This window comes from Halobaculum sp. MBLA0147, assembly GCF_041361345.1.
Lineage (GTDB): Archaea > Halobacteriota > Halobacteria > Halobacteriales > Haloferacaceae > JAHENP01.
Genome location: NZ_JBGKAD010000001.1, coordinates 1,990,098 through 2,011,898 on the forward strand (window position 1 = coordinate 1,990,098; position 21,801 = coordinate 2,011,898).

Consider the following 21,801-nt stretch of genomic DNA (forward strand, 5'->3'; position numbering starts at 1 on the left):
TCCGCCGGACGACGGTTTCGGCACGTACCCAGTGAATTCTTGTCGCTGGCGACGGACGGATGCGTATGGTCACGGCGACACTGACGACGAGCCACGAGGACGGCGCGCTGGCACTGACACTCGCCGTCGAGAACGACGGTGACGAACCGGTCACTGCACAGTTCCGCGACGCACAGCGCGTCGAGTTCGTCGCGACGCGCGATGGCGACGAGGTGTGGCGGTGGTCTGCCGGTCGGATGTTCGGACAGGCGCTGGGTACGCTCGAATTGGCACCCGGCGAGACGGCGACGTTCGACGGGGAGTGGCCCGATCCACCGGCCGGCAGCTACACGATCCGCGGCGAACTCGCGGCGACCGATCTCGCGGTGAGCGACGAGCGGACGGTCGAGTTGTGAGCGACGAGCGGACCGGCACCTGAGGCCGAGCACGCGAGCGAGTCGGAGAAACCGGGCGGTGTCTGCCGTCCGTCTCAGCGCAGTTCCTCGTACAGCTCCTCGGCGGCCCGTCGGACGGCCTCGTCGCTGGACCGCGGCGGTTCCCAGCCGAGCGCGGCCAACTTCTCGACGGAGAGGCGCATCTTCGGCACGTCACCCGTCCAGCCGCGGTCCCCGCCGGTGTACTCGTACTCGGGGTCCAGCCCCATCACGTCGCTCACCACGTCGGCGATGCGGTTGACCGAGGTGGTCGTCCGCGCCCCGAGGTTGTAGGTGTTGAGCGTGGCGTCGGCGTGTTCGACGACGTGACAGATGGCGTCGACACAGTCCTCGACGTGGAGGTACGACTTCTCCTGGCGGCCGTCGCCGAGGATCGTCAACGTCTCCGGATCGTCCTGTAGTTTCTCGATGAAGTCCGGGACGACGGTGCCGCGCTGGCGCGGGCCGACGATGTTGGCGAACCGGAACACCCACGACTGGATCCCGTAGCTGTGGGCGTACGTCGACAGCAGCGCCTCGTCGGCGAGTTTGCTCGAGCCGTAGACGCTGATCGGCTCCAGCGGGGCGTAGTCCTCCGGCGTCGGACGCGGCGCCTCGCCGTACACCGTCGAGGAGGAGGTGAAGACGAACTCGTCGACGCCCACCTCGCGGGCTCGTTCCAGCAGGGTGTGTGTCATCTCCGTGTTCCGCTCGAACATGACGCGGTCGTCGTCGAAGTTCGTGTCCGTGATCGCCGCGAGGTGGAACACGGTGTCGACGGACTCGTCGAGGACCGCCGCCACGTCGTCGGGGTCCGTCACGTCCGTCTCGACGAACGTCGCGGCCTCGGGGACGCGGTCGCGTGCCCCCTTCGAGAGGTCGTCGGCGACGACCACGTCGTTGTCCGCCGCGAGTCGAGCCGCGAGGTGCGAGCCGATGAGCCCTGCACCGCCGGTGACCAGAATCCGCCGGTCGGTCAGATCCATACCCGCGTTCCCCCGGCGAGCCCCGAGTGTGTTCCGATTCGCCGTGGGAGACGCTGGCGTCGCCGGACGAAACGCCCCTCGACCGGAGACGAGTCGGGCGGTCGTGACGGCCGGCCCCAGTCGGTGCGAGTGGGGTGGTCGGGACGATCTGCCTCGGTCGGCGCGGGCAGGGTGGTCGGGACGACCGGCCTCAGTCGGCGCGAGCGGGGTCGGCGTCCGCGTCCGTCGCGACAGCCTGGGCGAGCGGCTCGTCGATCCCGAGGAGGTCGGCACTGCGTTCCCACAGTCGCCGCTGCGCCTCGGGGTCGCGGGCGACATCCGCGGGGGTCTCCGGAGCGCAGTCGGCGAAGTAGCGGCCCGTCGTGTCGGCCACGCGGTCGGCGACGGCGAGGTACACCAACGTCGCCGCGCCGTCCGCCGGCGAGGTGACGAACGGGAGTCTCCCGAGTGACTTGACGAGTCGCGGGAGCGGACCGGGCAGCGACCGGAAGAACCCACTGCCCGGAATCGCGCCCGGGTGGAGACAGTTGGCCGTCCGGGTCCCCGACGCGGCCTCGAACCGCCGGCCGAGTTCGGCCGTGAACTGGACGTTGGCGAGCTTCGAGCGCTGGTACGCGCCGAAGGAGCTGTAGTCGTCGACGGACTCGACGGCGTCGAGGTCGATCTGGTCGCCGCGGTGGGCCGCCGAGGAGGTGGTGACGACGCGCGCGTCGTCGGCCAACACCGGGAGCAGATCCGCCGTCAGTTGGTAGCCGGCGAGGTGGTTGACGTGGAAGGTGTACTCGACGCCCAGGTCCGTCAGGCGCCCCTCGCGGAAGTAGCCGCCCGCGTTGTTCGCCAACACGTCCAGTTCGTCGACGTGACTGCTCACCACATCCGCGAGCGTCCGGACGGCACCCACGTCGGCGAAGTCCGCCGGGAGGAAGCGCGCGTCCGCGCCGAGACCCTCCAGTTCCGTCACGACCGCCTCGCCGGCCGCCTCGTCGCGGCCGTGGACCAACACCTCCGCTCCGAGTCGCCCCAGTGCCAGTGCCGCCTCGCGGCCGATCCCGCTCGTCGATCCCGTCACGAGCGCCGTCGTCCCGTCGAGATCCGCGTCCGCCACACCCGCCGCCGCCTCCGGTCGCTGTGTCATGCGTGTCGTCTCAGGAGCGCCAGCAGCATAGCGGTTCGGTCGAACCTGTGGAGTCGATCGGCCGAGCCGACGGACCGGTTCGTCACTCGTCCGGCCCAGTGACGGCGATCTCGACGACCTCCGTCGCCGTGTCGTCGTGATCGGTCGTCGCCGGGTCCCCGTGACCGTCGGTCGTGTCCGTGTCGTCGGCGTCGCCGGTCGCCGTGTCCTCGCCCGTCGCGCCCTCGACCGCCGTCTCGCCCGGCGTGTCCGCGCCCGCTCCGTCGTCCGCGAGGTCGGCGACGAGCAACTCCAGGTTCATGCGGTTCGTCTTCCACAGCGCGTCGAAGGCGATCCCGACCACGGGGACCGACCCGCCGACGGTGTCGACGGCGACGTTACCCAGCATCCGGACGACCGTCCCGTAGGAGACGCCGAGGTACGCCGCCTCCGCGACGACGTACAGCGAGAGCCCCGTCGAGAGTGCGTCCCCGACGCCCGGCACCGCGCTCACCAGCGGGTCGAGCCCGACGGAGACGCCACCCGGGAGTTCGATACACTCGTCGAGGAGGTACGCGACCGTCGAGAGCCGCTCGACGGCCGCTCGGTCGACGCTCTCCGGCAACTGGTCCGTCTCCAGCGTCTCGAACCGCTCGCCGAGCGTGTCGGGGTCCGTCATCGTCCCGACCGACGCCCCACGCCGACAAAAACGCGACGGGCACTCGCTGGTCCCGAGACACGCCGGCGGACCGGCGAGTGGTCGACGCGGCCGCTCGGCAGACGCGCGAACCACTCGCGAGCACCGACCGGTAGCGTTCGGATGAGCCGGTTCGACCCCAACGTTGAAATCCCGGGCGTTCGACTCTGTAAGTGAGTAGTTTTCTCTTGGATACACAAAGAATATTTGCGCTCGCGGCCGCTACACGGTTCGCGTGACGAGCGAGGACACCGGCGACGGGGACGAGGCGGACGGGCAGAGACCCACCGACGGGACGGAGACGGGCGGGGCAGCGGCGGTCCGACTCGACGGGCCGGAGACGCTGCTCGCTGACGAGCGGGCTCGACCGCGCGCGACGGGTGTCCCCGACGGGACGACGGTCGTCGTCGACCTGACGGCGACGGATCACACCGGGCAGACGTGGCGTGCGAGCCGGAGGTACCGGCCGGTCGACGGCGCCGTCGACCTCGCGGCACACGATCCGGTCGACGCCGACGAGACCGACCCGTCGCCTGCGGGACTCGCGTGGGCGCTCGCGCCGGTCGACGGCGACCCGGTACGGTTCCCGACGGCACCCCACGGCGACCACGAGCGCCGCTACCGGGCCGTCGTCCGCGACGAGGCGGGACGGGAGGTGGCGACGGCCACGACGACCACCACCGTCGTCCACGAGCGGGGAGTCACCCACCGACACGTCGGCGGTGGGGAGGACGCAGACGACGGTGACGAGCCCAGCGAGCGTTCCGGGAGGTCGGATGGGGGTGCGGGGACGAGCGGTCCGTCGGAGACGCCGGTCGAGCCACCGACGGGGCACTGCTACTCCCCGACCGGCGACGGCCCGCACCCGGCAGTGGTGTTGTGTCACGGGAGCGGCGGCGTCCCGCTCCGCCGACACGCGGCGTTGCTCGCCTCGCGTGGCTACGTGGCGTTCGCTCTGCAGTACCTCGGCGTCGACGACCTCCCGGAGACACCCGTCGAGGTGCCGCTGTCCGTCCCCCGGCGCGCCGTGCGGTGGCTGCGAGCACACCCGGCGACGACCGGGTCGGTCGGCCTGTACGGCGTCTCGATGGGTGGGCAACTCGCGGCGCTGTTGGCGAGCGAGCCGGACGTGTCGGTCGACGCCGTCGTCGTCGACAGTGGGAGTCTCCACGTGTTCCCGGCCGGGGGCGACACGGCACCGTGGACGCGCGACGGGGAGCCGGTGGCGACGACGGCGGTCCCGGACGCGCCGCCGGATCGGTTCGCGTCGTCGACCGGCGGAGCGAGCGACCGCCGGACGGCGTTCCACGCGATGGTGGCGGCGACGGACCGAGAGCGACGGCGGGCGGCGACGATCTCAGCCGAGCAGATCCGGACACCGGTCCTGTGGCTGTCGGGGACCGACGACGCCACCTGGCCCGCGACCGCGGCCGGCGAGGCGCTGCTCGCGCGGTGTGACGCCCGCGACGTGACGTTCCCCGTCGACCACCGCGTGTACCACGACGCCGGCCACGCGTTCGGACCGCCCGGCCTGCCGACGACGTGGCGGCCCGCCGGCCCGGACGACCGGGTCGCACGCGGTGGTACACCCGGAGCACACGCCGCGGGCCGGCAGACGGCGTGGGCGGCGACGCGGACGTGGTTCGACGACGCACTGCGGTGACGAGGGTGAGAGACTCCTCCGCCACCGACGAGTGTCGGACGACGAGACGCCGACACGCGACCACCGACACGCCGCGACCGACGCCGCTTTGAGAGTCCCGCTCTACCACACTCGCATGAGCGTCCAGATCGGTGCGCACACGTCCATCGCGGGCGGCGCGTACAACGCGGTCGACGAGCAGGTGGAGATCGGTGGGACCTGCGGCCAGATCTTCAGCCACAGTCCGCAGGTGTGGCAGGACCCGGACATCGGCGACGACGAGGCCGCACAGTTCCGCGAGCGGTCCGCCGACAACGGCGTCGGCCCGTGGGTGATCCACTCGTCGTACCTCGTCAACCTCTGTACACCGAAAGACGACCTCCGGCGGAAGTCGATCGACTCGATGCAGAAGGAGGTCGACGCCGCCGCCAAACTCGGCGTCGAGTACGTCAACGTCCACCTCGGCGCCCACACCGGCGCGGGTGTCGAGCAGGGGCTCGACAACGCCGCCAGCGCCCTGGACGAACTCGACGTGCCCGACGACGTGACGGTGCTCGTCGAGTCCGACGCCGGGTCGGGGACGAAGCTCGGCGGCGACTTCGAACACCTCGCGGCCGTGTTGGAGCGGTCGGACCAGGCGTTGGGCGTCTGTGTCGACACCGCCCACGCGTTCGCGGCCGGCTACGACCTCTCGACACCCGAGGGTGTCGACGAGACGGTCGCCGAGTTCGACGACGTGGTCGGCCTCGAACACCTCCACTGTCTCCACCTCAACGACTCGAAACACGGCTGCGGGACGAACAAGGACGAACACGCACACGTCGGGGAGGGGAAGATCGGTGAGGCCGGGATGCGCCGGATCGTCAACCACCCGGACCTGCGTGAGTTGCCGTTCGTACTGGAGACGCCCACCGAGGACGGCAAGAGCTTCGCGTGGAACGTCGAGCGGGTGCGCGAACTCCGCGAGTGAGTTCCGGGGGTACCGTCCCGGACCCTGTCGCCGAACCACAGCCACAGAGTGCGGTCGGCGCTGCCGTCTCGGCTCGTCGGAGCGTGTCGAGACGGGCGACGGGTCGGGTTCCTCACGCCCAGCCCGTGCTCGGTCGCCGATCAGCCGGTGGCGTTCGTCGTGCCGTCGGCCCAGTCGGGGCGCTCCGGCGTCGTCTCGCCGATCGCGGTGAAGCGGACGGTCCGCTCGACGGCGATCGCCGACCGGAACTCGCTCCGGTAGGTGACGTGGATCTCTCTGACGAGTCCGCTCGGCGCCACGGAGAGTGTCACCGTCCGGTTCGAGCGGAACCGAGTGTCCGGCAAGTCGCCGGTGATCTCGTACCGTGTGGCGCCGTCGACGGTGGTCCGGGAGACGGAGACGTTCCGAGCGTCGCCGAGCGCGACGATCGACCGCCGCGAGAGTGCCGGTGCGAGACGGACACGCGTCTGTGACACCGGCACCGACCGGACGGTGACGCTCCCGTTCTCGACCCGGCGGTACGTCGTGTCACCCGAGCGCCACGACACCATCCGCGTGGGGCGTTGTGGCGCCGCGTCGTCTCCCTCACTCGACGGAGCCTCGCGGACGCGCAACGACCACGTCCCACGGACCGTCCCCGTCGGGTCGAGTCGCCACCGCTGACGCGTCGCCGAGATCGTCTCCTCGTCGCCCGGCGAGCGTCGCTCACTCGTGACGACCGCCGTGAACGACCGGTTCGACAGTGCGTCGACGTGAGCGCCGACCAGCGCCGTGGCGTCCGTCACGTTCTCCGTAGAGACGCCCGGCGGTGGCCCCTCGACCGCGTCGGACGCTCGGTCCCCGGTGGCGTCTTGGACGGCCGCACAGCCGGCCGAGACGACGAGCGCCGCGACGAGCACGAGCGCGGCGACGCGACGTGGGTCGATCACGCGGGCACCACCGCCGCGAAGCCGTGGAAGTAGTAGTACACCTGTGCCACCCCGGAGAGTGCGAGCAACACGCCGGTCACGCGGTGGAGGCGACCGGTGTACCCGCCCAGACGACGCAGCGTCGTGGACCCGAACACCGAGACGACGGCGACGCCGAGCATCACACTCCCCATCCCGACACCGTACGCCACCGCGACACCGAGACCGGCGGCCGGGCCGACCGAGATCCCCTTGACGACGACCGCGAGGAACAGCGGCGCCGTACACCCGGCGGCCGCGACGGCGTAGAGGACACCGAACACGAACACGCCGCCGATCGAACGGCGTCGTTCCGGGAGACTGACGGGAGTCCGCTTCGGCGTCCACCCGGTCGCCATGAGTCCGCCGCCGACGAGGAACACACCGCCCACGACGAGCTCCAAGACGGACACGTCGGCCAGCGCCCGTGCACCCACCGTCACCGCGGTGCCCGCGAGGACGCCGTACACTACCACCATCCCGAGACTGGCGACGACACCGATCACGAGCGCTCGTGCGACCGGCCGCTGGAGCCGTTCCAGCGGCGCTCGTCCGGCCCGCGCCAGCGGCGAGGCGCTCCGACTCGCCACGTCGCCGCCGTCGGGTGCGGTCGCGCCCGTCGACTGCTCGGCGAAGAAGGAGAGGTACCCCGGGAGCAACGGGAACGCACACGGCGCGAAGAACGTACTCGCCCCCGCGGAGAAGGCGAGCGGCACCAGCGTGGCGAGGGTCAGCCCGGTCACGACCGACCCTCCTCGACGAGTGGTGCGATCAGCTCGTCCAGTTCCTCGAACGACCGCGCGTTGACACCGCTGCGCCACCCGGAGGTCACCGTGTCGCTCGCCGGCTCGCCGTCCCGCTCGAACAGGAGGTTCGTCGGGTAACTGTCCGCGTCCCACCGCTGTGTGGCGGCGAGGGACGCGTCGCTCACGACCGGCCAGGTCGCGTCGTACTCCTCCCAGAACGCCTCGATGGCCGCCTCGTCCACCTGTGGCGTGACCGACACCATGTGGAGCTGTGAGGGGTCGTACTTCGCACGCAGTTTCCGGAACGCCGGCATCTCCTCCTTACACGGGCCACACCACGTGGCGAAGAAGTTGACCAGCGAGACCGTCCCCTCGCGGCGGAGTGGCACCGTCCCCGACGGGAGGTCGCCGGCCGTGACGACGGACTCGAGTGCGATCCGCCCGCTCTCGGTCCCGGTCGCTCCGGTCGACTCGCTCCCCGACTCTGCACCGCCGCCGGTCGCCTCGGTCGATCCACCGCTCGTCACACCGCTACACCCGGCGAGTGTCCCACTCACCGCCAGTACCGCGGCTGTCAGCACCGTTCGTCTGTCTGTGGAGGGCATCGGCGGTGCGTAGGATCGTTCGACAAAGAGCGTACCGGTGGCTAAAAGCCCGTTCGTAGTCTCTACCGGCACACGAGCCGCTCCCCGGTCGTCGGTGTATCCGCCTCGTGTGTCGGCGCTCGCGGTGACCGGCGGTGTCCGTGTGGCGGTGTCCGATCCTCCCGTCTCTTCTCTGTTAGATGCTGTCGACGAGTGGGACGAACATGTTAGCACCGGGTTGTAGGGTGCCGTGGTGCGTCGGTCCGTGTATGTCACGAGCCAGCGCAGTCGGTTCGACGCGGTCCAGTGGTGTCCCGTTCGCGTTCAGTCACGAGATCGACGGCGAGGTCGTCGTGCAGGATCTGACCGCGTGGGACGGCGAGGTCGAAGAGATGGACGCCGTCGAGTCCGAGTGGCTCGACCACGCCTCGCGGGCGGGGATCTCCGGCGCGGTGACGGAGTTCGGCGACGGGGTGAACCTGGGCCGCGAGACCCAAGAGCACCTGGCGACGGAGTGGAGCGCGAAGGCCGAGGAGGCCGACATCGAGCGGATCGCCTTCGTCTCCGACGGGATCAAGGCCCACGCCGTCTCCGCGAACCTCGACGTGTCCCAGGAGATCCAGACGTTCAACTCCCTGTCGGCCGCCGTCGCGTGGGCCAACGAGGCCTGATCACCGGCGCTGCGTGCCGTCGGTCGCGGGACGAGTCGTGTCGGGGGCGCTCCCGTGACGGGGTCGGCTGGAGCGCTCCACCGTCTCGCGGCCGCCCCGCTTCTGGCTGCCTCACCTCCACAACGGGTTCGTCTGGAACCCCTCCGGTGGTCCCAAGCCGACGAGGAGCGGTTTATGCTTCAACCCCACAACGGGTTCGTCTGGAACTCCCGGTGAGGAACTGGATGACCCCGACGACGACGAGCTTCAACCCCACAACGGGTTCGTCTGGAACGACGACGGTATGACCGCACTGCGCGACGAGTACGTCGCTTCAACCCCACAACGGGTTCGTCTGGGACGCCCGCCCGACGAGGAGACAGTCGCCGTCTACAGTCGCTTCAACCCCACAACGGGTTCGTCTGGAACGGGGCTTTAAGTACCCCATGTGGTACGCCGAAACACCGCTTCAACCCCACAACGGGTTCGTCTGGAACCGGGCCACTGGCGTGGGGATGGTCGCTGTTGAGGCTTCAACCCCACAACGGGTTCGTCTGGAACGAGATCGGGCGCGACGGACTGCGCCGTGTGGAGCGGGCTTCAACCCCACAACGGGTTCGTCTGGAACTCTGGCCGATCGCGACGCGCCCAGGGCGTGAGCCGGCTTCAACCCCACAACGGGTTCGTCTGGAACCAGTCGCTTGATCGATATCTGCCGTCCCCTTTTTGAGGCTTCAACCTCACAACGGGTTCGTCTGGAACCGGCGGTCCACGTCCCTCCGGGTGGGCTGGCGGTCGCGCTTCAACCCCACAACGGGTTCGTCTGGAACCGTGCCCTGACCGGGCACTTGAGCACCCGTACTGCCCCATCCCACGTAACTGTTTCCGTCGACCCGCAATCACCCCCAGACCCCCCGGGGGTCGACGGAACGCGCCGCCGCGACCCACCTACGCCCACGAGAGCAGCGACGGGAGCGTGTCGGGTGCGGTGACGCGCAGTGCGGCGTACCCGATCCCTGCGAGTCCGTCGAACAGCGACGGGACCGTGACGGCGTCCGTCTCGGCCGGCAGCGAGTAGGCGCCGACCGCGTCGGCGCGAGCGAGTGTCCCGCCGAGGAGGCGGCGAGCGGTGCCGTCGGCCGCACCGCGTGTCGCGGCCGGGAGCGCGTCCGCACGGGCGGCGGCGAGCCGCAGCGACGCGCGGCCCGCCGTCCCACAACAGAGGTTGTCGACACCCGCGAGTCCGGTCCCGAGAGAGCCCTCGACGGCGCGGGTCGCGTCGCGGACGACCGGCTCGTCGTCGGCGTACCGCGCCGCCGCGAGTCGCGCGAGTCCGATCCCGGTCCGCCCGTGACACCAGCGGTCCGGGAACGCCGACCCGACGGCACGACGGTCGGGCCAGTTCGCCGCCGTCTCGTCGTAGGCGGCCGACTCGTACCGGAGCGCGGGCAACGCCGCCCGCCGGAACCGCGGGTCGTCGGTCGCCGCACTCAGTCGCACGAGTGGGTACGTCACGCCGGCCAGTCCGTGTGCGAACCCCAAGAGTGGCCGGTCTCCGCGGCCGGTGTCCCACACCGGCGTCCCGTCGGGCGCCGCGACGCGACGGTCGAGGAGTGCCTCGCCACAGCGCCGGGCCGCCGCCAACACCCGGGGGTCCGACCGGCGCTCGTACAGGCCGAGCAGTCCCGACAGCGTCCCGGCGAGCCCGTCCGTCGCGTCCACGCTCTCGGGGGCGGCGAGCGGCGTGTCTGCGAGTGGTCCGTCGTCGGCCGTGTCGGCGCTCCCCCCGAGCGTGCCGTCGCGCGGCTCGCCCGCGTCGGCGCCCGGGGTGGGCGTGTCGAGGGCCCCGTGATCAGCCAGTCCGACGGCGTCGACCGCGGCGATCGCGTCGTCGATCACCGTGGCGTCGTCGAGGAGGTCGCCGACGACGGCGAGGCCGTAGACGACGCCGCCGAGTCCTCGGGTCCCGCCGTGGTCGGTCACAGACGGCGGGACCTCCTCAGACCCGATCCTCGTCCGGATCGGTTCGAGCGCCGCCGTCGCGACGGTCTCGGCGCGGCGGTCGTCACGGACGCGCGCCAGCGCCGCGGCGAACACCGCGACACCGAGCCGACCGGCGTACAACGACTCGTCCGTCGGGCGGAGTGTGAGTCGGTCACGCTCGCCGGTCGGCGCGGGCGAACTCCAGTGTGGCACCCCGTCTGGCCCGACGGTCCCCGCCGACAGCACCCGGTCGAACAGTCGGCTCGCCGTCTCGCGGAGTCGCTCGTCCGAGACGGGTCGCGGCTCCGTGTCGGTCGCACGCACTCGCGTCGACACGTCCGACGGCGAGGCACCGAACGACGCACGGAGGAGTTCCACCTGCTCGCGTCTGTCCGCGGGGCAGGCAGCCGCGAGGCGGTCGCGGACGCGGTCGACACCGGCCGTGTCGACGCTCGCGTCGAGTGGCTCCCCGTCGTGGTGGACCGTCGTCTCCCCGGCCGGGACGGTGAGTCGTGGGGGGTCGAGTCGCCACAGTGCCCGACGCTCTGCCTCGTAGATCCCCCACGGGACCGGGTCGTCGACGCAGTCGTCACACAGCGGTGCCGCGAGTTCCTCGACGGTCGCACCGAACCGCGCGCCGCTGCGGAGACAGTCGCGCGCCGACAGCGAGCGCAACAGCGACGCGTACCGCACCGTCGGACGGTAGAGCACCCGCGTGTCGAACCCGGAGACCGCCTCCGAGAGATCCGAGAGCGACGCGGTGTCTGACGTGTCTGCCGTCGGCGAGTCTCCAGACCTGCCACTCGACGTGTCTGCCGTCGGCGAGTCCCCAGACACACTCTCCCCCGTGTGTGCCGCCGACAGGTGGTCGTACGCCGTCTCGAACCCGTCGACGAGCGCGTCCAGGTAGTCGGACGGGTGCCGTGGCTCCCCGTCGACTGTCGGGAGCGTCGTGTCCGACTCGACGGTCACTGGCGTCTCGTCGACACGCATCACGTCGGTCCCGTGTGCGCGCACCCGTGGCTCCGTCACGTCGCTCAACACCGTCGCCTCGTCACTGACACCGATCCCCGCGGTGGCGACGGACAGCTCCCCGACTGCGGAGTTCGCCACGTCGAACGGGAGCAGCGTCGTGTAGAGGACGGAGTCCGTCTCGAACGGGGCCATCGAGCGGCGGCGCGGTCGTCGTCCGACGCGGACGTGTGGGTGCCCCAGGGTCTCGGCGTCGACGAGGACCGGGTGTTCCCCGGCGACGAGGAGGTTCTCCGACTGACAGTCGGTGAACTCGAGCAGGTACGCGACGGCGGCGAGGCGGCCCGCACGCCGGTAGTAGCGGTCGACCGCCGCCTCGTCGGTACACTCGTCGGCGTCGACCCACGAGACCCAGCCGTACCCGTCCCGCGAGCGGTGTGTCGGGGTGCGGAACGACGGGGACGGGAGTGTGTCGTCCAGCCGATCGAGCAACTCCGCGAACGCCGCCTCCGGCTCGACGGAGCGCGGTTTGTACACCACCGTCGACGCGTCGTCCGTCCCGCTCGCGAACGTGACCGCCGTCACCGCGCGCCCGTCGTGGTGTGTGTCGTCCGCCAGCGGACGCACTGCGAGCACCCGCCCGAACGCGTCGCCGTCGCCGGCTCCCTCGGCGCCGGGCTCGGTCCCGGTGCCGTCGGCTCCGTCGGCGTCTCCCTCGACTGTGCCGCCGAACGTCTCCGCGAGTGCCTCGCGATCCGTCTCGATCCGTGTGGCCAGTTCGCGGAACTGCGTGCACCACTGGCGGACCTGCGTCGCGAGGAGTCGCGCCATCACCGGGTACTCCAGACAGCAGTCGACGAACCCCCCGTCGAAGAGGTCCGCGACGAACGCCTCGTAGTGTTCCGTCGGCGGATCGTCGACGTCGTCCGGATCGGCGAAGGCACGCGCTCGGTCCCGACGGGCGACGAACGTCTTCGCCTCGACGTACAGCGGCCGGACGAAGTGGTGCTGGAATCGGAGGCGGAGCCACTCGGCTGCCGGACCGAGACTCGACCGGTCGAACACCGCCGCCGCGGTGTCGTCGGCGAGGAGGCGCTCGCGAGCGAACGTCGCGACGGCCGCCGACAGTCGCCCGAACCAGCGGTCTCCGTCACCGGGGAGCGTCGTCGGCCCGGCGTCTGGCGTCTCTTCGTCGAGTCGCGTGGGCAGCGTCGCCGGATCGGTGTCGGCGACGTGTGCCGCGAGTGCCTCGACCGTCGCGATCCAGTCGGGGAGCGGTTCGTCCGGAGCCAGTCGTCGCCGCCGAATCCGGCGTCGACAGGTCGCCTCGTCGAGTCCGAGTCGATCGAGTCGCGTCTGGAACGCCGCCTCGCCACCCACCGACTCCCGCCACGCAGACAGGGCCGCGTCGGCGTCTGGTCCGTCCGTCTCGGCGGGGACCGCGGCGTCCGGGTCGCGGAGTCGCGCCGCGAGCGACCGCGCTCGCCCGGCGAGGTCGCGTCGCGTCTCGTCGTCGAACACCGATGCCTCGTCCGTCGTCACGTCGTCACACGCTGTGTCCATCGTCGAGAACTGTCGTCCGCGTCGCACCGCAGTGGCCCGCGGCGGGAGTGCCCCACCGGGGTGGCTCGCTCGCGTCACGTCCGCGTCGAGTGGTGGCTCGGTGTCGCGAGACCGCTCAGATGCAGCCCGTCGAGCACAGCACCGTACAGCTCATCGACGGGTCTTCGATCGCCTTCATCTCGTCGTCCGTCTCGAAGTCCGCGTCGAACTGTGCTCGCAGGTCGGTCTCCGTCTCTGCCGTGTGTGCGGATGTCTGTCGTGCCGACATCGAGCTTACGGACGGGAGTGGGGTAGTTAAGTCTTCACAGAAGGAACATACACAAGACAGAGAAAAAGATCGGCTGGTGGGGTGTGGTCTTTTCTCGAAAGTGGTCGTATCTGGCGTGTCACCGGGTGGTTCCGAGATCTCGGCCGCGGTGCTCCGAGCCCGCGGCCGGGCGGGTGGGCTCGGTCTCACGACGGGTCCGTCTGGAACCGTGCTCCGTGCGGGGACTCGAGAATCGGTCACCGCATCCCAGGTGACCGTCTCCGTCGACTCGCGATCACCCATACGACCCCCGGATCGACGGAGATCGACCCTACGAGCCCCCGGACGACCCGGGGGACGTTATCTACGACGATACTGGGGGCAGTAGCGTTTATACGACATCGGCCGTAGCGCCGTTCGACAGTGACACCGATCGGCGCGGCGGGACTGTACGAGTTGTTCTTCCTCGCGGCCAGCGCCGCGGTCGTGCTGCTCTCGTTGGCGGCCCACGTCGTCGGGCGACAGGTCGGCCACGCCAGAGCACTCGGTGGGACACTCGCCCTCGTCGGCGGATTCACGCTCGTCGGTGCCGTCGGTGGGTTGGGTCGCGGCGCGACACTCGTCGCGGTGGCGTTGGGGTGTGGGTTCCTCTACGTCCCGGCGGGCGTGGGGCTCGCCGTCGGCCACCTCGTCTCCGGGCGGTCCCTCGAGGCCGTCGCGCGGGTGTTCCCCGGGGCGTGGATGGCGGCACTCGTCGTGGCGCTGCTGTCGCAGGCCGCCGGCGCACAGCTCGGCACCGTCCTGGCCGGCACACCCGGGCTGTTCGGGCTCGACTGGTACGTCGGGTTCCTCGCGTACCTCGTCGGCGTCGGCGTCCTCGCCGGCCTCGCCGCCGTCCCGCTCGTCACCTCCAGCGCCGAGGGGATCGGCTTCTTCGAGGGACTCGGTACCTGACGCGGGCGACCACGCGACACTCGACGCGGCCGTCGAGACGCGACACTCGACGTGGGCGACCACGCGACACTCGACGCGGCCGTCGAGACGCGACACTCGACCCGAGAGCGGGGCGCTACAGTTCGACGGCGACCCCGACGAGCGTCTGGCCGGCCGTCACCGTCGCCTCGCGGGCGATCGAGTAGACGACACCCGCACGCTCGGCGGTCGCCGTCTGGAGCGTCTCGTAGGTCGTCGGATCGAACACTTCCCCGACGCGGTCCCCCTCCGCCACGGTGTCACCGAGTTCCAAGTCGGGGTCGGGGCGGAACAGCCCGGAGTCGGCCGCCTGGACGCGTCCGAGGTGGTTGCGGGCGCGGGTGCCGTCCCACGCTGGCACGTCGCCGTCGTCGGCCAACACCCCGAGTTCGCGGAGCACGCGCTCCGTCCCGGCGACGCCGGTCTCGATCGCCGCCTCGACGAGGTGTTTGTTGTGTGCCAGTTCGGGGGTGATCGCCGGGATTCCCTCGCGTGTGGCGGCGACGCGGAACTTCCCGCCGAAGTCGCGGGCGGCCCACTCCTCGTCGGCGTCCTCGCCGGCCGGTTCCGCCAACAGGAGGTCCGTCCCGAACGCCTCCGCCAACCGCCGGCAGTCGTCGTCACCCTGTCGGTAGACGGTGTGGGTGAGCATGTCCGGACTGCCGGTGTGGAGGTCGACGACGGCGTCGGCCTCGCCTGCGTACGCCCACAGCGCCGCGGCCATCCGCTCGTGGATCGTCCCCTCGTCGTCGCCCGGCCAACAGCGGTTCATGTTCGGGTTCACGGAGTCGAACCCCTCCGGCGTCGTGTAGCTCACGCGGTCGAACGTGAGCGGGTCCGCGACCGGGACGACGACGACCGTCCCGTCGAGCGATGCCGCCGCGAGGCGGTCGTGGAGTCGTCGACACACCGCCGTCCCGTTGATCTCGCGGCCGTGCTGGGCCGCCTGGACGTACACCGTCGGCTCGCCGTCCCCGTACGTGTGGACCGTCGTCTCGACGGCGACCCCCGACGGGAGTCGTGCGAGCGTCACCTGCTCGGCGTCGTGTGTGGCCATACCAGACCTGTGGGACGGCGGCGACTTGTACGGCGGGGCTCCAGCCACGGCCTCACCCGGAACCGAACGGGTGTGTACAGTGACGACACACACCGAACACAGAAGTGTGCCCCAGCGTGTCTGTGCGAACGCCGATGGGGTGGACACTGACGGGGTACTCGGTAGCGGCGTTCGCGGCGGCGGGCCTCTCGGCCGTCCTCGGGGTCCTCGCGGCACGGACCCGACGTGAACCGTACACACGGACGTTCGTCGTGATGATGGGTGCACTCGCGTTGTGGGCGGGTGCCTACGGCGTCCAGTGGGGGTTCGCAGACGCGACGCGGCAGATCACGTGGTTCCGTGTCGGTATCGCCGTCGGTGCGGTCGTCCCGACGCTGTGGTTCCTGTACGCGTTGCAGTACGCGGGTGAGGGTGACCGACTCGACCGACGGTGGCTGGCGGTGTCGGCCGTCGAACCGACGGTCGTGGCGCTGTTGGCCGTCACGGACGGCCGCCACGAACTACTGTTCGGTGCGCCGCGGATCGCCCCACTCGGCGAGTCGCTCCCCGTGTTCGGCTCCGCAGCGACGCTCGTGGCCGGTGGGACAGACACCCCGCCGTCGGTTGTCGTCGACGTGACGCTCGGGCCGGCGTTCTTCGTCCACGCGGCGTACTCGTACGTGCTGGTCGGGATCGGTGTCTTGCTCGTGGGGCGACTGATCCGGTCGCAGTCGTCGTTGCTGACGACACAGGCGTCGCTGTTGGCCGCCGGGGCGGTGCCGCCGTTGGTCGCGAACCTCTCGTACACGCTCGGTGTCAGTCCCGTCGCGAACCTCGACACGACACCGCTGGCGTTCACGCTCACGAGCACGGTCTGGGCACTGGCGCTGTTCCAGTTCGACCTGCTCGACCGGGCGCCGGCCGCGCAGCGACGCGCGATGCGGGACGTGGGCGACGGGTTGATCGTCACGGACGAGCGGGGGACCGTCGTCGAGGTCAACGAGATCGTCCGTCGGGCGCTCGACCCGCCGCCGACGGTCGGCGAGTCCATCGACCCGTACCTCCCGAGCGAGGACGCCGACGTGACGGCACTGGACGGGACACTCGCCTCGGCAGTGATCGAGAACCGGCGGCGGGTGTACGACCTCCGCGTGACGGCGTTGGACGACGAGCGAGGGCGGACCGCCGGTCACGCGGTGATCGCACGCGACGTGACGGAGCGCCACGCCTCGCGCGAACGGCTGGAGGTCGCGAACCGCGTGCTCCGACACAACCTGAGCAACGACATGAACCTCATCGTCGGTCACGCGCGGCGAATCGAGTCGACGGCGGTCGACGAGGCCGCCGTCGAGGCGGCACGGACGATCCGGACGACGGGGACGGAACTCGTCGACGTGAGCGAGAAGGCCCGCGAGATGGTGTCGTTCGCGGAGTACCACGAGGACCCGGTCGCGATCGCGCTCGGACCACCGACGGAACGGGTCGTCGGGGAGTTCCGCGAGTCGCACCCAGACGCGACGGTCTCGGTGACTGTCCCGGCCGGCGTCCGGGCGGTCGTCGGCAGCGAGGCGGCCTACGAGACCGCGCTGGCGAACCTCGTCGAGAACGCGGTCGAACACAACGACCGTGCGGAGCCGACGGTCGCGGTGGTGGCCGACGTGGACGACGACACCGTCCGGGTGTGTGTCCGCGACGACGGGCCGGGCATCCCGGAGATGGAGCGGCGCACACTGGAGGACGGCTCCGAGCGGCCGCTCCGACACGGGAGCGGGCTCGGACTGTGGCTCGCCCACTGGACGGTGACCGCAGTCGGCGGCTCGCTGGACGTGAGCGAGCGAGAGCCGCGCGGCAGCGAGGTGGCGCTGTGTCTCCCGCTCGGCGACCACCCGGGGGACGAGACCGACACCGAGGCGACGAGTGTCGCCGCCGGGGACGACGACCACGGACGAGTCGACGACCGCGAACGAGCCGACGACGCCGAACGAGTGGACGGCGAGTCGGCGACGAGCGCCGCGGCGACTACGGACGCCGACGGACTCGACGAGGACGCGTCTCCGGACACGGCGACGGACTGAGCGTCGCGTCGTCCGGGGACTCACGGTCGCGTCCTCGGGGTACGCTCGTCGTCGTTCCGGCTGGGTGTCCTCGCCGCCGCGTGCGTCACGAGGTGTGTCGTCCGAGTGACTCGCGCGTCGCAACCCACTTGCCCACCTGTGGGCTACCGGAACGTATGTCGACCGACCCGGGACCGTTGGCGGACCGCGAGTGGCGACTGCTCCGCGAGGAGTCGCGCGACGGGGCGACACAGATGGCACTCGACGAGGTCGCCGCGGAGACGGCCGCAGCCGGCGGGCCGCGGACGATCAGACTCTACCGCTGGGAGCCGTCGTGTCTCTCTCTGGGTCGCCACCAACACCCCGACACGGTCGACTGGGACGCCTGCGAGGCGGCGGGCGTCGACGTGACCCGGCGAGCGACAGGCGGCGGCGGGATCTACCACGACCACGACGGCGACGTGTCGTACTCCATCGTCGCACCGGCCGCGGAGCTACCGGACGACCTGATGGCGTCGTACCACCTCCTGTGCGAGCCAATCCTCGCCGCGTTGCGCGCGTTAGGTGTCGACGCCGACTACGTCGACGCCGAACGCCCGGCTCTCCACCAGCCGGCGTGTTACCTCCGGAAGCTGAACCCCGCCCACGACGTGGTCGCGGACGGCGGCGCCGGACGGAAACTCGCCGGCAACGCCCAGAACCGCCGCGGCGAGGCCGTCGTCCAACACGGCTCGATCTCCGTCTCCGTCGACGCCGAGGCACACCTCGACTGTTTCGCCGCCCCCGAGACGACACCGGCCGCGTTCCGCGAGCGCGTCGGCGGGATCGACGAGCTGGTCGACACCGACCGCGACGAGGTGGTGACCACCTTAGAGGAGACCCTCGCGACGTGGGCCGGCGACCCGCCCGAGGAGACGTGGACGGACGCGGAACTACGCCGCGCCGAGGAGTTGGTCGCCGAGCGGTACGGCGACGACGAGGCGTGGGTTCGGGCCGATCCGCGCGAACTCGAGCGGTAGGACACTCTGCGGGCACGTCGCCGTGTCTCCGCCGGGGGCGACGGTCCACTCGCGACGGACGACCCCCCGACGGACGGTGAGTCCGACGACTCGACGGGCGAGTGTCGGCCGCGTCGTGACCCCCTTCCCGTGCTCTCCGTACGCCTACGTTCCCCGTGGTAATCGGCGACAAGGTTATGTCCGGGTAGTGGTAAGTGAAGTCGTACCATGTCGATGGGTGCCTACGACGAGGACGAACACGAGCGGCGGGCGGAGAAGACGCGTGTCGACGCCGACTTCGACGACGAGCGGGACGAGTACCGCGGCGAAGTGACGTTCGACGGCGACGACGACACGGAGGCGCTCCTCGATCAGTTCCACGAACTCAACGGCGAGTGAGGCGACTCTCGCCGAGCGGTTGCCGAAGGTTCTCGTCCGGCAGCCACCGAGAGCTCTCGTCCGGCAACCTCCAGTAGGTCCCGTCGAGCGGTCGCCTCGCGGCAGTCTCCGCCCGTCTCAGGCGAGTACCGCCTCGAGGACGGAGACGCCGACCATCACGCCGACACCGAAGGCACAGATCCGCGTCATGGCGCGGCGACTCTTCCGTTCCGTCCAGTCGGTGTCCGTGTCGAGGTGTCGCTGTGCGGCCTCGATGCCGCGTCCAGAGAGGATCGACCCCGACCAGCCGAGCACGCCGAACCCGAGCGCCAGCGAGCCGACGGCGAACGTCGCCGCGAGCGCGTCCACGACGCCGCGTCCGGCACCGAAGACGAACACGGCCACGCCGAGCGGTGCCGCCGGGACGCCGACGACGAGCCCGCTCGCGAACAGCCGGAGCCGACGGCGGACGGCCGTCCGGAGCGGTGGCAGATCCCCGCCGTCGCTCCCTGCGGGGTCGGAGACGGGAGTGTCGGAGCGAGACACGGTCGTGATCAGTCGACGGCGTCCCGCATCCGCGGGTCGAGTGCGTCGCGCATCCCGTCACCCAGGAGGTTGAACCCGAGCACGGTGACGGCGAGCATGAACCCCGGGAAGAACGACATCCACCACTGGCCGGTCAGGAGGCCGTTCTCGACGCCACGCGACAGCATCAACCCCCACGACGGGGCACCGGCCTGCGCGCCGAACCCGAGGAACGACAGCGCCGCGAGGTCGATGATCGCCAACCCGAAGTTCAGCGTCGACTGGACCGTGATCGGCGCGAGCGTGTTCGGGAAGACGTGCCGAGCCAGCACTCGCGGGTCCGACGCCCCGAGCGCCTCCGTCGCCTCCACGTACTCGTCTTCCAACACCTTCAGCGCCGCTCCGCGAACGACACGCGCGAACCGCGGGGTGTACACCATGATGAGGGCGATGGTCGCCTTCCACAGTCCGGCGCCGAAGATGGCGACGATGGCCAACGCGAGCAGCAGCGACGGGAACGCCAACAGCACGTCCATCGTCCGCATGATCACGTTGTCGACCACGTCGCTGTAGTAGGCGGCGACGATGCCGAGCGTGACACCCGCAGCCGTCGAGACACCGACGGCGACGGTGCCGAACTTCATCGCCAGCCACGCGCCGTACATCGACCGCCGGAACACGTCCCGCGCGCTGGCGTCCGTCCCGAACAACTGCTGGTCCACCGGCGCCGGCCCGAGCCAGCCGGGCGGCGCGCGGTCCGACACCACCGTGGAGCCGAGCCGCGAGGCGGTCAAAGCGTCGTAACTCAGCGTCACCCGGGCGACCACGGCGATCAGGACGATCCCGAGGATGATCGCCAACCCGGTCACGGCGAGGCGGTTCGCGAGCAACTCCGAGAGGAACGGCGACGCACGGAGACGGTCGATCAGTCCACGTTCGTGGTCGGTCCCGCCGTCGTGTGTGTCCGTGCTCATCTCTTCCTCCCGCCGGTCTCCGGAGTCGTCGGCTGCCCCCGCTGATCGTTCGTCGCCGTGCCCGTCTGCCGTCCGCTCCGGTCGGGCGCCTCCGTGTCCGTCCGCCGTCCGAGCGGTCCGTCTGCCTCGCTGTTCGCCCGGCTCGGCGCCGCCACCTCGGCGTCCCCGTCGGTCGTCGCGGCGAGAGAGTGTGTGCGTGTCACTGGTCGATCCGTGGGTCGAGGTAGCTGTACGTCACGTCGACGCCGAGGTTCACCAGCGTGAACAGCAGCGCGAACGTGAGAACGGTACCTTGGACGAGCGGGTAGTCGGTCGCGCCGATGGCCTCGACGAGCATCGTGCCGATGCCCGCGATGCCGAACACGGTCTCGGTCAGAACGGCCCCGCCCAACAGCGAGCCGAACTGGATCCCGATCACCGTGACGACGGGGATCAGCGCGTTGCGGAACCCGTGTTTCATCACGGTGATCTTCGCGCCCTGTCCCTTCGCGCGAGCGGTCCGCATGTAGTCTTGTCTGATCACCTCCAACATCGACGAGCGCATCATCCGCGAGATCAGCGCCATCGAGTACACCCCGATCACCAGCGACGGCAACAGGAGGTGTCTGGCCGCCGACGCGAACGCGCCGAACTCGCCCAACAGGAGCGTGTCCACCGTCACCAGCCCCGTCAACGGCAGTTCCATCCCGAACAGTCGCCACGAGTCGTCGAGGAAGATCGTCGACCCGATCCGACCGCTGGCCGGGAACAGCCCGAGGTACGTCGAGAACAGGAGGATCAGGAGTGGCCCCGACCAGTAGATCGGGACGGAGATTCCCGTCAAGGCGCCGATCCGGGTCGCGTGGTCCGACAGTGTGTCCTGTCTCACCGCCGACAGGACACCCAGCGGGATCCCCAGCGCGATGCCGAAGAACTGGCCGAACAGAGCGAGTTCGATCGTCACCGGGAGCGTGTCCGCGATCACCTCGCGGACGGGGTCGCCCTTCGCGATCTGGTACGACTCGCCGAAGTCGAACGTCGCCGCGTCGCCGAGGAACCGGACGTACTGGACCCACAGCGGGTCGTTCAGTCCGAGTTCCGCCCGGACCTGCTGGACCTGCTCGGCGCTGGCGCGTTGCCCGACGATCACCCGTGCGGGGTCCCCCGGGGCGAAGTGGAGGATCCCGAACACGAGCGTCGCCACCCCGAACAACACCGGGACCAACAACAGGAGGCGTCGCAGGACGAAGCGTTTCGAGACCATCTACTGTCGTGTGGTTGCCGTCGTCGTGTACTTCAACCCCGCGGCGGGCGGTCGTCGTCGCCCGCCGCCGTCGGGGTGCGTCGTCTCCGCCCGCCGCCGTCGGAGTG

General features: G+C 70.6%; 21 protein-coding genes and 1 CRISPR repeat array. Of the genes, 8 read left to right on the forward strand and 13 right to left on the reverse strand.

The genetic code is table 11. From position 1 onward, the window contains the following. The first annotated feature begins 65 nt into the window (after positions 1-65). Positions 66-395: a BsuPI-related putative proteinase inhibitor gene (locus RYH80_RS09450; RefSeq protein WP_370903619.1), complete on the forward strand. Its 330-nt coding sequence runs from the start codon at positions 66-68 to the stop codon at positions 393-395. A gap of 74 nt (positions 396-469) precedes the next feature. Here the strand turns inward: RYH80_RS09450 and RYH80_RS09455 are convergent, their stop codons facing one another. The 3 genes from RYH80_RS09455 to RYH80_RS09465 form a co-directional block, all read right to left on the reverse strand. Beyond that, positions 470-1,399 (reverse strand): NAD-dependent epimerase/dehydratase family protein, encoded by a 930-nt coding sequence (locus RYH80_RS09455; RefSeq protein WP_370903620.1) that lies wholly within the window; start codon positions 1,397-1,399, stop codon positions 470-472. 190 nt (positions 1,400-1,589) lie between these two features. Further along, positions 1,590-2,534, reverse strand: a complete 945-nt coding sequence (locus tag RYH80_RS09460; protein WP_370903621.1) for an SDR family NAD(P)-dependent oxidoreductase — start codon at positions 2,532-2,534, stop codon at positions 1,590-1,592. A gap of 82 nt (positions 2,535-2,616) precedes the next feature. Continuing rightward, entirely contained in the window at positions 2,617-3,192 is a 576-nt protein-coding gene (locus RYH80_RS09465; protein ID WP_370903622.1) for a DUF4112 domain-containing protein, read from the reverse strand. Between the two features lie 253 nt (positions 3,193-3,445). Between RYH80_RS09465 and RYH80_RS09470 the strand changes: the two genes are divergently transcribed. Both RYH80_RS09470 and RYH80_RS09475 read left to right on the forward strand, forming a co-directional pair. Then, entirely contained in the window at positions 3,446-4,873 is a 1,428-nt protein-coding gene (locus RYH80_RS09470; RefSeq protein WP_370903623.1) for an acyl-CoA thioester hydrolase/BAAT C-terminal domain-containing protein, read from the forward strand. A gap of 115 nt (positions 4,874-4,988) precedes the next feature. Then, a complete protein-coding gene (locus tag RYH80_RS09475; protein ID WP_370903624.1) occupies positions 4,989-5,822 on the forward strand; it encodes a deoxyribonuclease IV in 834 nt (277 codons plus the stop codon). Positions 5,823-5,962: 140 nt separating this feature from the next. Here the strand turns inward: RYH80_RS09475 and RYH80_RS09480 are convergent, their stop codons facing one another. The 3 genes from RYH80_RS09480 to RYH80_RS09490 are packed head-to-tail and all read right to left on the reverse strand — an operon-like array spanning position 5,963 to position 8,120. Next, positions 5,963-6,751: a hypothetical protein gene (locus RYH80_RS09480; protein WP_370903625.1), complete on the reverse strand. Its 789-nt coding sequence runs from the start codon at positions 6,749-6,751 to the stop codon at positions 5,963-5,965. Further along, positions 6,748-7,512 carry a cytochrome c biogenesis CcdA family protein gene (locus RYH80_RS09485; protein WP_370903626.1) on the reverse strand — a complete coding sequence of 255 codons (765 nt, stop codon included), beginning with the start codon at positions 7,510-7,512 and terminating at the stop codon, positions 6,748-6,750. Before RYH80_RS09485 ends, RYH80_RS09480 begins: the two co-directional genes overlap by 4 nt. Next, a complete protein-coding gene (locus RYH80_RS09490) occupies positions 7,509-8,120 on the reverse strand; it encodes a TlpA family protein disulfide reductase (RefSeq protein WP_370903627.1) in 612 nt (203 codons plus the stop codon). The genes RYH80_RS09485 and RYH80_RS09490 overlap by 4 nt, the downstream gene beginning before the upstream one ends. A gap of 248 nt (positions 8,121-8,368) precedes the next feature. Here RYH80_RS09490 and RYH80_RS09495 point away from each other — a divergent pair, with 248 nt between their 5' ends. Beyond that, positions 8,369-8,770: a hypothetical protein gene (locus RYH80_RS09495; protein ID WP_370903628.1), complete on the forward strand. Its 402-nt coding sequence runs from the start codon at positions 8,369-8,371 to the stop codon at positions 8,768-8,770. Positions 8,771-8,878: 108 nt separating this feature from the next. Further along, a CRISPR array of direct repeats spans positions 8,879-9,579; the repeat unit is 31 nt; unit sequence GCTTCAACCCCACAACGGGTTCGTCTGGAAC. Between the two features lie 118 nt (positions 9,580-9,697). Here RYH80_RS09495 and RYH80_RS09500 read toward each other — a convergent pair. Together RYH80_RS09500 and RYH80_RS09505 are read right to left on the reverse strand one after the other, a co-directional pair. After that, positions 9,698-13,267 carry a type 2 lanthipeptide synthetase LanM family protein gene (locus RYH80_RS09500; RefSeq protein ID WP_370903629.1) on the reverse strand — a complete coding sequence of 1,190 codons (3,570 nt, stop codon included), beginning with the start codon at positions 13,265-13,267 and terminating at the stop codon, positions 9,698-9,700. A gap of 115 nt (positions 13,268-13,382) precedes the next feature. Beyond that, on the reverse strand, positions 13,383-13,535 hold the full coding sequence (locus tag RYH80_RS09505; protein ID WP_370903630.1) for a hypothetical protein: 153 nt from the start codon (positions 13,533-13,535) through the stop codon (positions 13,383-13,385). Between the two features lie 402 nt (positions 13,536-13,937). Between RYH80_RS09505 and RYH80_RS09510 the strand changes: the two genes are divergently transcribed. After that, entirely contained in the window at positions 13,938-14,468 is a 531-nt protein-coding gene (locus tag RYH80_RS09510) for a hypothetical protein (protein WP_370903631.1), read from the forward strand. Positions 14,469-14,583: 115 nt separating this feature from the next. On the opposite strand, the gene RYH80_RS09515 is transcribed toward RYH80_RS09510, so the two are convergent. Next, the gene (locus RYH80_RS09515) at positions 14,584-15,543 is read right to left on the reverse strand and encodes a succinylglutamate desuccinylase/aspartoacylase family protein (RefSeq protein ID WP_370903632.1); all 960 of its coding nucleotides are present in this window, start codon (positions 15,541-15,543) and stop codon (positions 14,584-14,586) included. A gap of 134 nt (positions 15,544-15,677) precedes the next feature. On the opposite strand from RYH80_RS09515, the gene RYH80_RS09520 reads away from it, so the two are divergent. From RYH80_RS09520 to RYH80_RS09530, 3 genes are all read left to right on the forward strand, one after another. Continuing rightward, positions 15,678-17,597 (forward strand): histidine kinase N-terminal 7TM domain-containing protein, encoded by a 1,920-nt coding sequence (locus tag RYH80_RS09520; protein WP_370903633.1) that lies wholly within the window; start codon positions 15,678-15,680, stop codon positions 17,595-17,597. 155 nt (positions 17,598-17,752) lie between these two features. Continuing rightward, a complete protein-coding gene (locus RYH80_RS09525) occupies positions 17,753-18,595 on the forward strand; it encodes a lipoate--protein ligase family protein (protein ID WP_370903634.1) in 843 nt (280 codons plus the stop codon). A gap of 207 nt (positions 18,596-18,802) precedes the next feature. After that, positions 18,803-18,973, forward strand: coding sequence for a DUF5786 family protein (locus tag RYH80_RS09530; RefSeq protein ID WP_370903635.1), 171 nt, complete (start codon positions 18,803-18,805; stop codon positions 18,971-18,973). A 117-nt stretch (positions 18,974-19,090) separates the two neighbouring features. Here the strand turns inward: RYH80_RS09530 and RYH80_RS09535 are convergent, their stop codons facing one another. Genes RYH80_RS09535 through RYH80_RS09550 form a run of 4 tightly spaced genes read right to left on the reverse strand, consistent with a single transcriptional unit; the run spans position 19,091 to position 21,694 of the window. Further along, positions 19,091-19,498 carry a DUF7268 family protein gene (locus RYH80_RS09535; RefSeq protein ID WP_370903636.1) on the reverse strand — a complete coding sequence of 136 codons (408 nt, stop codon included), beginning with the start codon at positions 19,496-19,498 and terminating at the stop codon, positions 19,091-19,093. A gap of 8 nt (positions 19,499-19,506) precedes the next feature. Beyond that, positions 19,507-20,451 carry an ABC transporter permease gene (locus tag RYH80_RS09540; RefSeq protein ID WP_370903637.1) on the reverse strand — a complete coding sequence of 315 codons (945 nt, stop codon included), beginning with the start codon at positions 20,449-20,451 and terminating at the stop codon, positions 19,507-19,509. Further along, on the reverse strand, positions 20,448-20,654 hold the full coding sequence (locus RYH80_RS09545; protein WP_370903638.1) for a hypothetical protein: 207 nt from the start codon (positions 20,652-20,654) through the stop codon (positions 20,448-20,450). Before RYH80_RS09545 ends, RYH80_RS09540 begins: the two co-directional genes overlap by 4 nt. After that, positions 20,651-21,694 (reverse strand): ABC transporter permease, encoded by a 1,044-nt coding sequence (locus RYH80_RS09550; RefSeq protein ID WP_370903639.1) that lies wholly within the window; start codon positions 21,692-21,694, stop codon positions 20,651-20,653. The genes RYH80_RS09545 and RYH80_RS09550 overlap by 4 nt, the downstream gene beginning before the upstream one ends. Between the last annotated feature and the right edge of the window lie 107 nt (positions 21,695-21,801).

Coding starts and splice junctions, on each gene's coding strand:
- RYH80_RS09500 (WP_370903629.1), bottom strand. CDS start 13,267: ATGGACACAGCGTGTGACGACGTGACGACGGACGAGGCATCGGTGTTC.
- RYH80_RS09460 (WP_370903621.1), bottom strand. CDS start 2,534: ATGACACAGCGACCGGAGGCGGCGGCGGGTGTGGCGGACGCGGATCTC.
- RYH80_RS09515 (WP_370903632.1), bottom strand. CDS start 15,543: ATGGCCACACACGACGCCGAGCAGGTGACGCTCGCACGACTCCCGTCG.
- RYH80_RS09455 (WP_370903620.1), bottom strand. CDS start 1,399: ATGGATCTGACCGACCGGCGGATTCTGGTCACCGGCGGTGCAGGGCTC.
- RYH80_RS09450 (WP_370903619.1), top strand. CDS start 66: ATGGTCACGGCGACACTGACGACGAGCCACGAGGACGGCGCGCTGGCA.
- RYH80_RS09520 (WP_370903633.1), top strand. CDS start 15,678: ATGGGGTGGACACTGACGGGGTACTCGGTAGCGGCGTTCGCGGCGGCG.
- RYH80_RS09490 (WP_370903627.1), bottom strand. CDS start 8,120: ATGCCCTCCACAGACAGACGAACGGTGCTGACAGCCGCGGTACTGGCG.
- RYH80_RS09475 (WP_370903624.1), top strand. CDS start 4,989: ATGAGCGTCCAGATCGGTGCGCACACGTCCATCGCGGGCGGCGCGTAC.
- RYH80_RS09525 (WP_370903634.1), top strand. CDS start 17,753: ATGTCGACCGACCCGGGACCGTTGGCGGACCGCGAGTGGCGACTGCTC.
- RYH80_RS09465 (WP_370903622.1), bottom strand. CDS start 3,192: ATGACGGACCCCGACACGCTCGGCGAGCGGTTCGAGACGCTGGAGACG.
- RYH80_RS09540 (WP_370903637.1), bottom strand. CDS start 20,451: ATGAGCACGGACACACACGACGGCGGGACCGACCACGAACGTGGACTG.
- RYH80_RS09550 (WP_370903639.1), bottom strand. CDS start 21,694: ATGGTCTCGAAACGCTTCGTCCTGCGACGCCTCCTGTTGTTGGTCCCG.
- RYH80_RS09530 (WP_370903635.1), top strand. CDS start 18,803: ATGTCGATGGGTGCCTACGACGAGGACGAACACGAGCGGCGGGCGGAG.
- RYH80_RS09495 (WP_370903628.1), top strand. CDS start 8,369: ATGTCACGAGCCAGCGCAGTCGGTTCGACGCGGTCCAGTGGTGTCCCG.
- RYH80_RS09505 (WP_370903630.1), bottom strand. CDS start 13,535: ATGTCGGCACGACAGACATCCGCACACACGGCAGAGACGGAGACCGAC.